The organism is Paracoccus sp. NFXS7, assembly GCF_040148865.1.
GTDB lineage: Bacteria > Pseudomonadota > Alphaproteobacteria > Rhodobacterales > Rhodobacteraceae > Paracoccus > Paracoccus marcusii.
Genome location: NZ_JAKEKV010000001.1, coordinates 292,399 through 306,168, shown reverse-complemented (window position 1 = coordinate 306,168; position 13,770 = coordinate 292,399). Strand labels below are relative to the sequence as shown.

The window sequence follows — 13,770 nt, the reverse complement described above, 5'->3', positions numbered from 1 at the left end:
CCTATGCCGCGTCGGCCTCTGCCTGACGCTTGGTGTAGTTGAGGACCGGGGCCAGCCAACGTTCGGCCTCTTCCAGGGTCCAGCCCTTGCGCGCGGCGTAATCGCGGGCCTGATCCTCCTCGATCTTGGCGACGCCGAAGTAATAGCTGTCGGGATGGCTGATATAGAGGCCCGAAACCGACGATCCCGGCCACATCGCCATGCTTTCCGTCAGCGTCACGCCGGTCGCAGCTTCCGCGTCCAGCAACTTGAAAAGCGTCAGCTTTTCGGTGTGGTCGGGTTGGGCCGGATAGCCCGGCGCGGGACGGATGCCGGTATAGGGTTCCGCCGCCAGTTCCTCCGGCGCAAAGCCCTCGTCCCTGGCATAGCCCCAATAGTCGCGCCGCACGCGTTCGTGCAGCATCTCGGCCATGGCCTCGGCGATACGGTCAGCCAGCGCCTTGACCATGATCGCGCCGTAGTCGTCATTGGCGCGTTCATAGCGTGCAGCGATCTCTGCCTCCTCGGGGCCTGCCGTCACGACGAAACCGCCGACATGGTCGGGGATGCCTTCGGGTGCCACGAAGTCGGACAGGGCCACGTTGGGCCGGTCGCCACGCTTGGTGACCTGCTGGCGCAACGTGTGAAGCATGGCCTGCGTCTCCGACCGATCGTCGCCGGTGAACAGGCGGATGTCGTCGCCGACCGCGTTCGCGGGCCAGAAACCGACCACGGCCCGCGGCTTGAACCATTGGCCGTCGATGATCTGGGCCAGCATCTCCTGCGCCTCGGCGAACAGCTGGCGGGCGGCCTCGCCCTGCTTTTCGTCGTCAAGGATGCGCGGATAGACGCCCTTCAGCTCCCAGGTCTGGAAGAACGGCGTCCAGTCGATATAGCGCGCGATCTGGGCCAGGTCCCAATCCTCGATCACCCGCGCGCCGGTGAAGGTCGGTGCGGTGGGCACATAGCCGCTCCAGTCGATCTTCAGCGCATTGTCGCGCGCCTTGGCCAGCGGAAGGCGTGATTTCAATGCCTCGGACCGCTCGTGCCGCTCGGCGACGGCGGCATAGTCGGCCCGGATCTCGTCGACATAGGCGGCTTTGCGGTCGGTCGACAGCAGGTTGGAGGCGACGCCCACGGCCCGGCTGGCGTCGGTCACATAGACCGCCTGGCCGCGCGTGTAGCGGGGCGAGATCTTGACCGCCGTATGGATCTTGGATGTCGTCGCGCCACCGATCAGCAGGGGAATGTCCATTCCCTCGCGCTCCATCTCGGAGGCCAGGTGCACCATCTCGTCCAGGGACGGGGTGATCAGGCCGGACAGGCCGATGATGTCCACGTTCTCGTCGCGGGCGACCTGCAGGATCTTCTGCGCCGGGACCATCACGCCCAGGTCGATGACCTCGAAGTTGTTGCAAGCCAGCACGACGCCGACGATGTTCTTGCCGATGTCATGGACGTCGCCCTTGACGGTCGCCATCAGGATCTTGCCCGCGGTCTCGCGTTCTGTCCCGCCGGACAGGCGCTTTTCCTCCTCCATATAGGGCAGAAGGACGGCCACGGCCTGCTTCATCACGCGGGCGGATTTCACCACCTGCGGCAGGAACATCTTGCCCGCGCCGAACAGGTCGCCCACCACGTTCATCCCCGCCATCAGCGGGCCTTCAATCACGTGCAGCGGACGTTCGGCGGCCTGCCGGGCTTCCTCGGTGTCGGCTTCGATATATTCGGTGATGCCATTGACCAGCGCATGTTCCAGCCGCTTGTCCAGCGGCCATTCGCGCCAGGACAGATCCTTTTCGCGCTTGGCCCCCTGACCGTCGCCGCGGAACCGCTCGGCGATCTCCAGCAGGCGTTCGGTGCCGTCGGGGCGGCGGTTCAGGACGACATCCTCGCAGGCCTCGCGCAGATCGGGGTCTATCTGGTCATAGACGGCCAACTGGCCCGCATTGACGATGCCCATGTCCATCCCCGCCTTGATGGCATGGTACAGGAACACGGCATGCATCGCCTCGCGCACCGGTTCGTTGCCGCGGAAGCTGAAGGACAGGTTCGACACGCCGCCCGACACATGCGCATGGGGCAGGTTCTGGCGGATCCATCGCGTCGCCTCGATGAAGTCGACGCCGTAGTTGTTGTGCTCCTCGATGCCCGTCGCCACGGCGAAGATGTTCGGGTCGAAGATGATGTCCTCGGGCGGAAAGCCCACCTCGTTCACCAGGATGTCGTAGGCACGCTGGCAGATCTCAATCTTGCGGGCGGCGGTGTCGGCCTGGCCCTGCTCGTCGAAGGCCATGACCACGACCGCCGCGCCATAGGCCAGGCACAGTCGCGCCTGATGGCGGAACTGCTCCTCTCCCTCCTTCATGCTGATCGAGTTGACGACCGGCTTGCCCTGCACGCATTGCAGGCCGGCCTCGATCACCTCCCATTTGGAGCTGTCGATCATGATGGGCACGCGGGCGATGTCGGGCTCGGCCGCCAGCAGGTTCAGGTATTCGACCATCGCGGCCTTTGAATCGATCAGGCCCTCGTCCATGTTGATGTCGATGATCTGGGCGCCGTTCTCGACCTGATCGCGGGCGACCTCCAGGGCGGTGGCATAGTCGCGCTCCTTAATCAGCTTTCGGAAACGGGCGGAGCCGGTGACGTTGGTGCGTTCGCCCACGTTCACGAAGGGGATGTCCGGCGTCAGGACAAAGGGCTCCAGCCCCGACAGGCGCAGGTAACGATCAGGCATAGGCGGGCACCTTTCTGGGGGCGAAGGGGGCCACGGCATCGGCGATGGCGCGGATATGATCGGGCGTGGTGCCGCAGCAGCCGCCAACCACGTTGACCAGCCCCGCGCGCGCGAATTCGGCGACCTGCGGGGCGGTGTCATGGGGGCCTTCGTCATACTGGCCGAAGGCGTTGGGCAGGCCGGCATTGGGATAGGCACAGATCAGCGTGTCGGCCACGCCCGACAGCTCGACCAGATGCGGCCGCATGGCCGAGGCGCCAAGCGCGCAGTTCAGGCCGATGGTCCAGGGGTTCGCATGGCGAACCGAATGCCAGAACGCAGTCGGCGTCTGGCCCGACAGGGTGCGCCCCGACGCGTCGGTGATCGTGCCCGAGATCATCATGGGAAGACGCTGGCCGTGATCCTCCATCGCCTGGATGCAGGCAAAGATCGCGGCCTTGGCGTTCAGCGTATCGAAGATCGTCTCGATCAGCAGGATGTCGGTACCGCCAGCGATCAGACCCTTGGCCTGCTGCAGATAGGCGGCACGCAGGTCCTCGAACGTCACGGCGCGGTATCCGGGGTCGTTGACGTCCGGGCTCATCGATGCGGTGCGGTTCGTCGGCCCGATGGCGCCCGCGACGAAACGGGGCCGCCCGTCCTGGGCCGTCGCGCGGTCCAGGGCACGGCGGACGACGCGGGCACCCTCGACGTTCAGGTCGTGGACCGCCTCGCCCAGACCATAATCGGCCTGCGCGATGGTGGTCGCGGAAAATGTATTGGTCTCGACGATGTCGGCGCCGGCCATCGCATAGCGGTAATGGATCTCCTCGACCGCCTCGGGCTGGGTCAGGATCAGCAGGTCGTTGTTGCCCTGCTGGGGGTGGTCGGTGTGATGACGGCAGACATGACCGGATCCGTGGCCGGTATAGTCGTCCTCTCCCAGGCCAAGGGCCTGGATCTGCGTGCCCATCGCGCCGTCCAGGATCAGGATGCGTTCGGATGCGGCCTTGTTCAGGGCCGCAAAGGCGGGGGATGGGGGCAGGGACATGGGATCAGGCCTTTCGGTTTCAGCCCGTGATATAGGCGTTCCGCGTCCCATCGGCAAATTCATAGTATTCGACAAGATCATGAGCGAGGCGCATGGTCAGACCGGAACGCCGCCTTCGTCCTTGAGTGTCTTCAGAACGATCTCGGAGCGGACCTGCGCCACCTGCGGGTGTGGCAGCAGGTGGCGATGGACGAAATCGGCAAAGGCCTCTAGGTCGCGGGCGCGCACGTCCAGAACGTAATCGGCATCGCCGGATACCGAGAACGCCTGCCGGATCATCGGCTGTGCCGTCACGAAGCGGGCGAATTCGTCCTCGCGCCCTTGGCCATGGCCGCGCAGGTTGACGCGGATCACCGCCCGGAACCCGTGCCCCAGCTTGGCGGCCGAAAGCCGTGCGGCATAGCCCTCGATCACGCCGGCCTCCTCCAGGGCCGCGCGCCTGCGCGAGATCTGGCTGGCAGACAGCCCCGCGACCTGTGCCAATGCGGCGTTGCTGAGGGCCCCGTCGCGCTGCAGGGCAGCCAGGATTGCACTGTCGAACCGGTCCATGCGTCACCCGTGCGTCATTTGCGCCATCGATGCGCGTTTCGTGCAATTTTGACCGCTTGGCGATCCTCTTTGCAAGCACATTGCAGCGGCCCGCGCGCATCATGGTGGCAACAAGCAGGAGGAATGCCATGGGACCCTTTCCCCACGATGCCCCCAAGGCCACGATCAGTGCCGCGAACCCCGCGGGAACGGATGGGTTCGAGTTTGTCGAATACGCCCATCCGGACCCGGCCGTCCTGGACCGCATCTTCCGGCAGATGGGGTTTAACCCCGTGGCGACCCACAAGACCAAGGCGATCACGCTCTATCGTCAGGGCGACATCAACTATCTGCTGAATGCCGAGGCGGACAGCCATGCAGCCGGCTTTGTCGCGGAACACGGCCCCTGCGCGCCGGCCATGGCGTGGCGGGTTGTGGACGCGCAGGTCGCCCTGAAGCGCGCGTTGGAGCTTGGCGCCACCGAATACACCGGGCCCGGCAAGTCGATCGAGGCACCGGCTGTCCTGGGGATCGGCGGGTCGCTTTTGTATTTCATCGACCGCTATGGGAACGCGGGCAGTGCCTATGACGCGGATTACAATTGGATCGGCGAGGCCGACCCGCGCCCCGAAGGGTTCGGCTTCTTCTATCTGGATCACCTGACCCACAACGTGATCCGCGGCAACATGGACACGTGGTACAAGTTCTATCACGACACGTTCAATTTCCGCGAGATCCGCTTCTTCGACATCAAGGGCAAGCAGACCGGTCTGGTCAGCCGCGCCCTGACATCGCCCTGCGGCAAGATCCGCATCCCGATCAACGAGAGCACCGACGATCACAGCCAGATCGAGGAATATCTGCGCGAGTACAAGGGCGAGGGCATCCAGCACATCGCCATCGCCTCGAACGACATCTATGCCGGAACCGACCGCATTGCCGAGGCCGGGATGGAGTTCATGCCCGGCCCCCCCGACACCTATTACGAGATGTCGCACCGCCGCGTGAAGGACCATGACGAACCGCTGGACCGCATGAAGGCGCGCGGCATCCTGATTGACGGCGAAGGCGTCGTGGGTGGCGGAGAGACGCGCATCCTGCTGCAGATCTTCTCGAAGACGGTGATCGGGCCGATCTTCTTCGAGTTCATCCAGCGCAAAGGCGACGACGGGTTCGGAGAGGGCAATTTCCGCGCCCTGTTCGAGTCCATCGAGGAAGACCAGATCCGGCGCGGCGTTCTCGACGCCACCCCGGCCGAGTAGGGAGGAGCGGCGCGGCGGCGGGGAGGCCGCCGCGCCGATCATCATGGCCTGGACCGATTACAGCAGCGCCCCGGCGCCTGGCACGCGCGTCTGCGCGGCGACCCGGGTCACCGACGTCCATCCGCTGACCGTCACGACCGACCGCGGGTCGTTCCCGATGATCGTGCTGCGCGACGGCGACGTGCTGCGTGCCTATGTGAACGCCTGTCCGCATCAGTACCTGCCGCTGGATTACCGCGGCGATATGCTGCTTTCTGCGGATGGATTGCGGCTGCTGTGCACCGCACATGGCGCAAGCTTCGACAAGTCGACCGGCAGCGTCGTGGCCGGTGCGGAATGCGGGCTGGATGCGGTCCCGATCATGCAACAGGGCGACCACATCGTGATCGCCCCCTGACAAATTTCATGCGCGGTCCCTGACCGGGATCAGAAGCCGGCCTTGATCTTCTCGAACTCGGCCAACTGGCGCTGACGCAGTTCGGGGTCATTCGGGGTCTGGGCCAGGACGGGTGCGTCGATCTCGGCCAGACCTTCGGCGACGGCGGGTTCGTCGGCAATGGTCGCCATGGCCGCGGCCGAGGTATGGCCATAACCGATCGTGTCCAGCAGCGCCTTGGCGGCCGACGGCTCCAGCCAGGCGTTGATGAAGTCATAGGCCTTGTCTTCGCTGCCCGGACCGTCCTTGACGTTCACGTAGCCGCAAAAGAAGGTCGACGACCCTTCGGCCGGCTCACGCTGAAAGCCCACCGGATAATTGTCGGCCTGCAGATAGACGACACCGTCGTTCCACGACCAAGCCACGTCCACCGCACCCGACGCCATCAGCTGTGCCTGCTCGGACGGGTCGGCCCAGTAGGCCGCAACATTGACATGCGCCTCGCGCAGCCAGGCGGCGGCGGCCTGGAACTGTTCGTCGGTCACCTCGGACCAGTCGGTCACGCCGGTCGCCAGATAGGCCAGCGCCCAGACATCATCCGAACTGTCGGGCAGCGAGGTGCGGCCCTGATATTTCGGGTTGGTGAACACGCTCAGGCTGGCCACGTCCTCGGCCGGGACGGTCTCGGTGTTGTAGGCGATGGCGGTCGCGCCCCAGTCGGTCGGGATGAACCACACGCCCTGATCGTCGCGGAAGACCTCGCTGTCCAAGAATCGCTCCTCGATCTGCTCGAAGTTCGGGATGCGCGACGTGTCCCAAGGCTCGATCAAACCGGCATCGCGGTACTTGCCGACCATCTGGCTGCAGGGGTGGATCACGTCCGCCTTGAAACCCGACGCGACCTTCTGGAACGCTTCGTCGTCATCGCCGTAGAAGGCATAGGTCGGGCTGTCGCCGTGCTTGTCCACATAGGCCTGGAAGATCGAGGGTTCCTCGAACCCGGCCCAATCGAAAACCGTCAGTTCGCGGTCGGCGGCATAGGCGGGCAGGGCCGCCGCGGCCAGGATGGTGGTGGTCAGCAAGCGCATGAAAACTGGCCTCTCTGTTGTCGGATTTGCGACAACGCTAAGGCGGGCTGCGGGCGCGCGCAAGGGTTTCGCGCGCCCGTGATGGGCCTGTGTGCCTAGCGCATCCGCAATGCGCCGTCGACGCGGATCGTCTCTCCGTTCAGATAGTCGTTCTGTACGATGAAGACGCAGGTCCGCGCGAATTCGGTCGGATCGCCAAGCCGCTTGGGATAGGTCACCTCGGCCGCCAGGCTGTCCTGCACGTCCGCGGGCAGGCCCTTGAGCATGGGCGTGCCAAAGATGCCGGGTGCGATGGCGCAGACCCGGATGCCTTGTCCCGCCAGATCGCGCGCCAGCGGCAGCGTCATGCCCGCAATGCCGGCCTTGGAGGCAGCATAGGCGGCCTGGCCCTTCTGCCCGTCAAAGGCGGCGATGGACGCCGTGTTCACGATCACGCCGTTCTGGGCACGCCCGTTCGCGGCCATGCGTTCGGCGGCCAGGCGCAGCACGTTGAAGCTGCCGATTAGGTTGACCTCGATCGTGCGGCGAAAGCTGTCCAGACGGTGCGGACCGTCGCGGCCCAGGGTCTTTTCTCCCACCACCACGCCCGCGCAGTTCACGCAGACATCGATGCCCCCCATCCGCGCCACGGCATGATCCAGCGCCGCCGTCACGCTGGCCTCGTCGGTGACGTCGGTCACGGCATAATGCGCGCCGATGGCGGATGCGGCTTCGGCCCCCGCCGGGTCGCGGTCCAGCACGGTGACCTGCGCCCCCATGTCGCGGAAATGCGCCGCGGTGGCGGCGCCCAGGCCCGATGCGCCCCCGGTCACGACGGCGCGGCAGTTCGACAGATCCATGATCCCCTCCCAGGATGTTCCGGTCGGGTTCTGGCACGTGGGCGCGCGCGCGCCAAGATCAGTCGCGCAGCAGTTCCGGCCCGCCGGCGATCAAGGGGTCGCGCGTTCCGATGGCGGCCTGATCCTTGCCTGCGTAATCGACCGCGCCCAGAATGGTCTGGATCGCGGCGATCCGGGCGCGGCGCTTGTCGTCCGACCGGATCACGGTCCAGGGCGCGATCGGCGAATGGGACGCCGCCAGCGTGTCGCGGATCGCCGCGGTATAGTCGTCCCACCGGGCCAGCCCGTCCACGTCGATGCCGCTCAGCTTCCACTGCTTCAGCGGGTCCTTCTCGCGGTCCAGAAAGCGACGCAACTGTTCGGCGCGGCCCACGTTCAGCCACAGCTTGACCAGGATGATCCCGTCGTCGACCAGCATCTGTTCGAACCCCGGCAGCTGGCGAAAGAACGCCGCGCGCTGCGTGTCGGTCGAAAAGCCGAAGACCCGTTCGACCACGCCGCGGTTGTACCAGCTGCGGTCGAACAGGGCGATCTCTCCGGCGCCGGGCAGCCAATCGACATAGCGCTGGAAATACCACTGGCCCGCCTCGCGCTCGTTCGGCTTGGGCAGGGCCACGATGCTGGCCGACCGGGGGTTCAGGTTTTCGCGCACACGCTCGATCGTGCCGCCCTTGCCGGCGGCGTCGCGCCCCTCGAACAGGACCACCAGCCGCTTTCCGCTGTCGATCACGTCGTGCATCATGCGAACCAGCTGCATCTGCAACGCAGCCATCTGCGGTTCGTATTCCGCTTTGGGCATCTCTGCGCTGTAGGGGAAGTCCGGGTCCAGGATGTCCTTGGACGACCCCTTCTGAACCGCCTTGCGGATCGGCGCGGGGGCCTCGTCCTGCAGATAGGCGGTGATCTTCCCCACCAGCGGCAGGTCCGGCAGTTCGGCGCCCATGTGCTCAGCCCTCTCCGATGCGCGACATGTCGTACCATGTCGTCTGATAGATCTCGTTGATCCAGTTACCGTAGAGCAGGTGCGCATGGCTGCGCCAGCGGTTCGCGGGCGCCCGCGTCGGGTCGTCGCCGGGATAATAGTTGGCGGGCACGTTCACCGGTTTCCCCGCCGCCACGTCCCGGTCGTATTCCTCCTTGAGCGTGGAGCTGTCATATTCGAAATGGTTGAAGACATAGAGGGCGCGGTGCCCCGGATCGGCCAGCAGGCAGGGCCCGACATCGGCGCTGGCCAGCAGGGTGGTCAGCGCCGGGCGGGCGTCCACGTCGTCCTGACGCACCTCGGTCCAGCGGCTGACCGGGACCAGCACCTCGTCCGAGAACCCGCGCAGATAGGGCGATGCCGGTGCCAGATTGGTGTGCCGGAAACAGCCGAACGCCTTGGCCGGCAGGGGGTGCTTTGGCAGGCCGTGGAAATGCGCCGCCATCGCCATGCCACCCCAGCAGACCCCGAAGGTCGAATGAACATGGGTCTGCGTCCAGGCAAAGACGCGGGTCAGTTCGTCCCAATAGGTCACGTCCTCGAACGGCAGATGCTCGATCGGAGCGCCGGTGATGACCAGGCCGTCGAACTTCTCTCCGCTGGCCTCGACGTCGCGGAACGGTCGATAGAAGCTTTCCATGTGGTCGGCAGCGGTGTTGCGGCTTTCATGGTCCGACATGCGGATCAGCTGAAAGTCGATCTGCAGCGGCGTGGCGCCGATCAGCCGGGCGAACTGGTTCTCGGTCTGGATCTTCTTGGGCATCAGGTTCAGCAGCGCGATGCGCAGGGGACGGATGTCCTGGGTCGCGGCACGGCCCGGCGACATGACCATCACCCCTTCTTGGGACAGGATGCGATAGGCGGGCAGGCTTTCGTTCAACGTGATGGGCATGTCAGCTATCCTTGCGCGCGATGGCGGTCGCGATCAGGTCGGTAAAATCGTCAGGGGTGCGGATCTGCGCCACCTCCTCGGCCAGGATGGTGACGCCGCGCCGGGCCATCGCCTCATAGCGCGGCTGGCGATGGGCCAGCGCCCGGGCATAGGTCCAGCGGATGAAGTCATCGGGGTTCACCTGGTCAGCCTCCAGCCCCTTTTCCACGCGATAGGCGATCCAGGCGCGTTCCAGGAATTGCGGCTGGTAATACATCGGCTTCGGCGCGCGGTCGAAGCGGCGGACCAGTTCGGCGGTATGCGCGTCGCTGCCCTTGATCCAGACCAGCAGCAGGTCGCGCGACAGGGCGGTCAGGACCGGGTCGTCGGGATCGTCCGGATCCACAACCTCGCAGATCGAGCCGCCGCTGTCGCAGACGAAATGCGGCGTGCCATAGATGTCGCCGGCGCGGTCCATGAAATGTCGGGTGTCCAGAAGCGAGGCGATCTCGGCCCGGCGATGCTGGTCCTGACGCTGGCAATAGGCGTCGAAGGGCAGCCCCCCGCGCGACGGGCTGCCGGGCTTGCCCAGATAGGTGGACAGCGGCGCCAGGTTGTCGAAGGTGATGTTGCTGGCGATATGCACGCTGTCAGACATCAGCAATTCGCGCAGAAACGGCACCTTCATCGCCTCGCGCTTGAAATTGTCGGCGATGTATTCACCCATGTAGCGCGTGCCGATCCGGTAATCGACGCTGTAGTGGAACCAGTCGCCCGTGTCCCGCAGCATCGAGGCCAGATAGGTCTTGCCCAGGCCGGACATGCCGAAAAGCACGACCCGCTTGCCCGCGGCGGCCCGCCATTCATCCGCGCTGCCATAGATCATCCGATGCCCTTTCCCTGCTCGGCCCCTAGGTAATCGCATGCATGCGGCATGGAAAGAGGCCGACCGCACGGGCGTACCACGCCGCGTCGCGCAGGACCCTCTGCGTCCCGCGCAGGCCGGGGGGCCAGCCCCCCGGACCCCCCGCCGTCACGATATTCCGCCAGTTCGTTGCGCATCGTCGGCCTGGCCCCCGCGCAGGGGCGTTTGGACGATGTCGCCGCCCACCACCACAGGGTTGACGTCCAACGAAAAACGGCCCTGTCACGGAGACAGGGCCGATCGGTGATGAAGAACGGGCAGGCGGCGATCAGAAGCTGTAGCCGATGCGGATGCCGATCCCCAGCAGGTCGCTGTCTTCCATCTGTGCACGGGGTTCGCCGCCGGTCTGGGGACGCGCGTCGCCCAGCTTGGAGTAGTTGATCCCCGTGGTGATCTTCATGTTGTCCATGGTGTAGACGGCGGCCAATGTCAGGCCGAGGCGACCGTTGGTCGGCGCCAGGGGCGAGACCAGATCGTCGTTCTCGGGCTCGTAGACCAGCGCTGCGGAGCCGGACCATGTCTCGTTGAACTTGCGGCCGACGCCGAGCGTATAGGTCGTCGTGTCCTCCAGCGATACGAGGCCGTCCGTGACGTTGAAGCCCAGTGGATCCGTCGCAGTGGGTGCGCGGGAGAAGATGCGCGGGTTCACGGTGAACTCCGACCAGTTGACCCAGCGGATGCTGCCGAAGACCAGCGTGTCCGCAGCGACGCCGGTCTGCGCTTCGAGGGTCAGCGATTCCGGGGTGTCGACGGTCGTGGTGGAACGTCCCAGGATGGTGCCGTTCACGCTCTCGACCGTGTCGAACTGATGTTCGACCTTGGAGTTGTAGGTCAGCGAGACGCGACCCGCGATGTCGGGAATCTCATAGGCTGCACCGACCACGAAGCCGACGCCCCAGTCCTGGTCCAGCTGCACGTTGTAGCCGCTGATCGGACCATAGGCCGCGCCGCTCAGCGTCACTTCGGCATCGGCGCGCGAGCCGCGCAGGCCGCCATGGAAGGACAGGTTGTTGGGCAGCTTGTAGCGCATCAGGGCGGTGACGGTCGTCGAATCGACGCGCGCTCGGGTGCCGCCCAGCAGGAACGATCCCCCATCGGCGGCAGGGGTGTAGGTCACGTCCGCGCCGAAGGGCTGTTCGATGATCAATGCGGCCGACAGCGCGTCGTTGAACTGGTGCTTGTAGCCCAGGCCCACGAACCCATAGCCGTTTGCCACGTCACCCGTGTCACGCTGCGGGATCGGTGCGCCCACGGGAGGGCTGTCCGGGCCTTCGACGGTCGGGTCGGCGCCGCCGAAGCTGAGTTCCGCGTAATTGCCCTGTTCGAACAGGATGTTCAGTGACTGGGGCGCGCGTTCGATCCCCCCGGCCAGCAGTGGCGCGGTTCCCGCCAGCAGCGCGGCCATGCTCGTGATTGCGAATTTCATGTCATCCTCCCTCGGTCGGGCGAACCGCCCCCGGAACCCACCGTAGCGCACGAACGTTATCGATCAATTACCCAAACACGCTGACGTGACGTCCGCGTCATGTCAGCTCGTATGCCGTGTCGTCCGTGCAACGCCTGCGTGCGGGCTGGACAAAGCGGACAGGGCGTGAAAGGGGAAACTGCCAAACGAGATTGCCGCAAGGACACCCCCCATGCAGATTCGTGAGGCCCTCACATTCGACGACGTTCTTCTGGTTCCGGCAGCATCGACGGTGCTTCCCTCGACCGCTGACGTGACCACCCATGTCACCCGGTCGATCCGGATGAACATTCCGCTGCTGTCATCCGCCATGGACACGGTCACCGAAAGCCGCATGGCCATTGCGATGGCGCAGGCCGGCGGCATGGGCGTGATCCACCGCAACCTGACGACCGAGCAGCAGGCCGACGAGGTCCGCCGCGTCAAGCGCTTTGAGAGCGGTATCGTCTACAACCCGATCACCCTGACGCCGGACCAGACCCTGGCCGATGCCAAGGCGCTGCAGGACCGATACAACGTCACCGGTTTTCCGGTCGTCGATGCGGACGGACGCGTGCTGGGGATCGTGACCAACCGCGACATGCGGTTCGCCAGCGACATGCGCACCCCGGTGCGAGCCATGATGTCGTCGGACAACCTGGCCATCCTGCGCGAACCGGCCGACCGGGCCGAGGCGATCAGCCTGATGAAGGCGCGCCGGATCGAAAAGCTGCTGGTCACCGACGGGTCGGGCAAGCTGACCGGCCTTCTGACGCTGAAGGATACCGAAAAGGCCGTGCTGAACCCGCAGGCCTGCAAGGATGACCTGGGCCGCCTGCGCGTAGCGGCAGCCTCCACCGTGGGCGACGAGGGCTTCGAGCGCAGCTGCGCGTTGATCGAGGCCGGCGTGGACATGGTCGTGATCGACACGGCCCACGGCCATTCCGCAGGCGTCGCGCGCGCGGTCGAACGGGTCAAGGCGTTCCGCGAGGGCGTGCAGGTGGTTGCCGGCAACGTCGCCACGACCGAGGCCACGCGCGCGCTGATCGGCGCAGGCGCGGATGCGGTCAAGGTCGGCATCGGGCCGGGCTCGATCTGCACCACGCGGATCGTGGCGGGCGTGGGAGTGCCGCAGCTGACCGCGATCATGGATGCCGTGGCCGGTGCGGGCGACATCCCGATCATCGCTGACGGTGGGATCAAGTTCAGCGGCGATTTCGCCAAGGCCATCGCCGCGGGCGCCAGCTGCGCCATGGTCGGCAGCGCCATCGCCGGCACCGACGAAAGCCCCGGTGAGGTGATCCTGTACCAGGGCCGCAGCTTCAAGTCCTATCGCGGGATGGGCTCGCTGGGCGCGATGGCCCGCGGATCGGCCGACCGCTATTTCCAGAAGGACGCGGCCAGCGACAAGCTGGTCCCCGAGGGGATCGAGGGGCAGGTGCCCTACAAGGGGACGGCCAACGCCGTGGTGCACCAGCTGGTCGGCGGCCTGCGCGCCGCGATGGGCTATACCGGCTGCGCCACCGTCGCCGAGATGCGCACCAACTGCCAGTTCGTCCGCATCACCGGGGCAGGGCTGAAGGAAAGCCACGTCCACGACGTGCAGATCACGCGCGAAAGCCCGAACTACCGGTTGGGCTGAACATCGGCATCACAGCGAAAAGGCGGCCCCCGCAAAGGGGGCCGCCTTTGTCATGGGCGGTCGG

Annotated in this window: 12 protein-coding genes; 3 read left to right on the top strand and 9 right to left on the bottom strand. The window is 65.8% G+C overall.

Going from position 1 to position 13,770, the window contains the following annotated elements; genetic code table 11:
• Position 1 precedes the first annotated feature (1 nt).
• The 3 genes from metH to LZ686_RS01525 form a co-directional block, all read right to left on the bottom strand.
• Positions 2-2,719 carry a methionine synthase gene (gene metH / locus LZ686_RS01535; RefSeq protein WP_349546786.1) on the bottom strand — a complete coding sequence of 906 codons (2,718 nt, stop codon included), beginning with the start codon at positions 2,717-2,719 and terminating at the stop codon, positions 2-4.
• Positions 2,712-3,749 carry a homocysteine S-methyltransferase family protein gene (locus tag LZ686_RS01530; RefSeq protein ID WP_349546785.1) on the bottom strand — a complete coding sequence of 346 codons (1,038 nt, stop codon included), beginning with the start codon at positions 3,747-3,749 and terminating at the stop codon, positions 2,712-2,714. Before LZ686_RS01530 ends, metH begins: the two co-directional genes overlap by 8 nt.
• Positions 3,750-3,845: 96 nt before the next feature.
• A complete protein-coding gene (locus LZ686_RS01525) occupies positions 3,846-4,298 on the bottom strand; it encodes an Lrp/AsnC family transcriptional regulator (RefSeq protein WP_349546784.1) in 453 nt (150 codons plus the stop codon).
• Positions 4,299-4,426: 128 nt separating this feature from the next.
• On the opposite strand from LZ686_RS01525, the gene hppD reads away from it, so the two are divergent.
• A complete protein-coding gene (gene hppD, locus LZ686_RS01520; protein ID WP_349546783.1) occupies positions 4,427-5,539 on the top strand; it encodes a 4-hydroxyphenylpyruvate dioxygenase in 1,113 nt (370 codons plus the stop codon).
• Positions 5,540-5,582: 43 nt separating this feature from the next.
• Positions 5,583-5,936 carry a Rieske (2Fe-2S) protein gene (locus LZ686_RS01515; RefSeq protein ID WP_349546782.1) on the top strand — a complete coding sequence of 118 codons (354 nt, stop codon included), beginning with the start codon at positions 5,583-5,585 and terminating at the stop codon, positions 5,934-5,936.
• A 29-nt stretch (positions 5,937-5,965) separates the two neighbouring features.
• Here the strand turns inward: LZ686_RS01515 and LZ686_RS01510 are convergent, their stop codons facing one another.
• The 6 genes from LZ686_RS01510 to LZ686_RS01485 all read right to left on the bottom strand — a co-directional run bounded on the left by LZ686_RS01510 (position 5,966) and on the right by LZ686_RS01485 (position 12,046).
• Positions 5,966-7,003: an ABC transporter substrate-binding protein gene (locus LZ686_RS01510; RefSeq protein ID WP_252926423.1), complete on the bottom strand. Its 1,038-nt coding sequence runs from the start codon at positions 7,001-7,003 to the stop codon at positions 5,966-5,968.
• 95 nt (positions 7,004-7,098) lie between these two features.
• A complete protein-coding gene (locus LZ686_RS01505; RefSeq protein WP_349546781.1) occupies positions 7,099-7,842 on the bottom strand; it encodes an SDR family NAD(P)-dependent oxidoreductase in 744 nt (247 codons plus the stop codon).
• A gap of 58 nt (positions 7,843-7,900) precedes the next feature.
• Positions 7,901-8,785, bottom strand: a complete 885-nt coding sequence (gene ppk2 / locus LZ686_RS01500) for a polyphosphate kinase 2 (protein WP_148912295.1) — start codon at positions 8,783-8,785, stop codon at positions 7,901-7,903.
• A 4-nt stretch (positions 8,786-8,789) separates the two neighbouring features.
• A complete protein-coding gene (locus LZ686_RS01495) occupies positions 8,790-9,716 on the bottom strand; it encodes a homoserine O-succinyltransferase (RefSeq protein ID WP_349546780.1) in 927 nt (308 codons plus the stop codon).
• Position 9,717: 1 nt separating this feature from the next.
• Positions 9,718-10,581, bottom strand: a complete 864-nt coding sequence (locus LZ686_RS01490) for a hypothetical protein (protein WP_045981237.1) — start codon at positions 10,579-10,581, stop codon at positions 9,718-9,720.
• Positions 10,582-10,888: 307 nt separating this feature from the next.
• Positions 10,889-12,046 (bottom strand): outer membrane protein transport protein, encoded by a 1,158-nt coding sequence (locus LZ686_RS01485; RefSeq protein ID WP_045981236.1) that lies wholly within the window; start codon positions 12,044-12,046, stop codon positions 10,889-10,891.
• A gap of 211 nt (positions 12,047-12,257) precedes the next feature.
• Between LZ686_RS01485 and guaB the strand changes: the two genes are divergently transcribed.
• Positions 12,258-13,706: an IMP dehydrogenase gene (gene guaB / locus LZ686_RS01480; RefSeq protein ID WP_045981235.1), complete on the top strand. Its 1,449-nt coding sequence runs from the start codon at positions 12,258-12,260 to the stop codon at positions 13,704-13,706.
• The last annotated feature ends 64 nt before the right edge of the window (positions 13,707-13,770 follow it).

What these genes read in the sequence shown, in the direction of transcription:
- guaB (WP_045981235.1), top strand. Translation starts at nt 12,258, where the DNA reads ATGCAGATTCGTGAGGCCCTCACATTCGACGACGTTCTTCTGGTTCCG.
- LZ686_RS01530 (WP_349546785.1), bottom strand. Translation starts at nt 3,749, where the DNA reads ATGTCCCTGCCCCCATCCCCCGCCTTTGCGGCCCTGAACAAGGCCGCA.
- LZ686_RS01525 (WP_349546784.1), bottom strand. Translation starts at nt 4,298, where the DNA reads ATGGACCGGTTCGACAGTGCAATCCTGGCTGCCCTGCAGCGCGACGGG.
- LZ686_RS01495 (WP_349546780.1), bottom strand. Translation starts at nt 9,716, where the DNA reads ATGCCCATCACGTTGAACGAAAGCCTGCCCGCCTATCGCATCCTGTCC.
- metH (WP_349546786.1), bottom strand. Translation starts at nt 2,719, where the DNA reads ATGCCTGATCGTTACCTGCGCCTGTCGGGGCTGGAGCCCTTTGTCCTG.
- LZ686_RS01485 (WP_045981236.1), bottom strand. Translation starts at nt 12,046, where the DNA reads ATGAAATTCGCAATCACGAGCATGGCCGCGCTGCTGGCGGGAACCGCG.
- LZ686_RS01515 (WP_349546782.1), top strand. Translation starts at nt 5,583, where the DNA reads ATGGCCTGGACCGATTACAGCAGCGCCCCGGCGCCTGGCACGCGCGTC.
- LZ686_RS01505 (WP_349546781.1), bottom strand. Translation starts at nt 7,842, where the DNA reads ATGGATCTGTCGAACTGCCGCGCCGTCGTGACCGGGGGCGCATCGGGC.
- ppk2 (WP_148912295.1), bottom strand. Translation starts at nt 8,785, where the DNA reads ATGGGCGCCGAACTGCCGGACCTGCCGCTGGTGGGGAAGATCACCGCC.
- LZ686_RS01510 (WP_252926423.1), bottom strand. Translation starts at nt 7,003, where the DNA reads ATGCGCTTGCTGACCACCACCATCCTGGCCGCGGCGGCCCTGCCCGCC.
- LZ686_RS01490 (WP_045981237.1), bottom strand. Translation starts at nt 10,581, where the DNA reads ATGATCTATGGCAGCGCGGATGAATGGCGGGCCGCCGCGGGCAAGCGG.
- hppD (WP_349546783.1), top strand. Translation starts at nt 4,427, where the DNA reads ATGGGACCCTTTCCCCACGATGCCCCCAAGGCCACGATCAGTGCCGCG.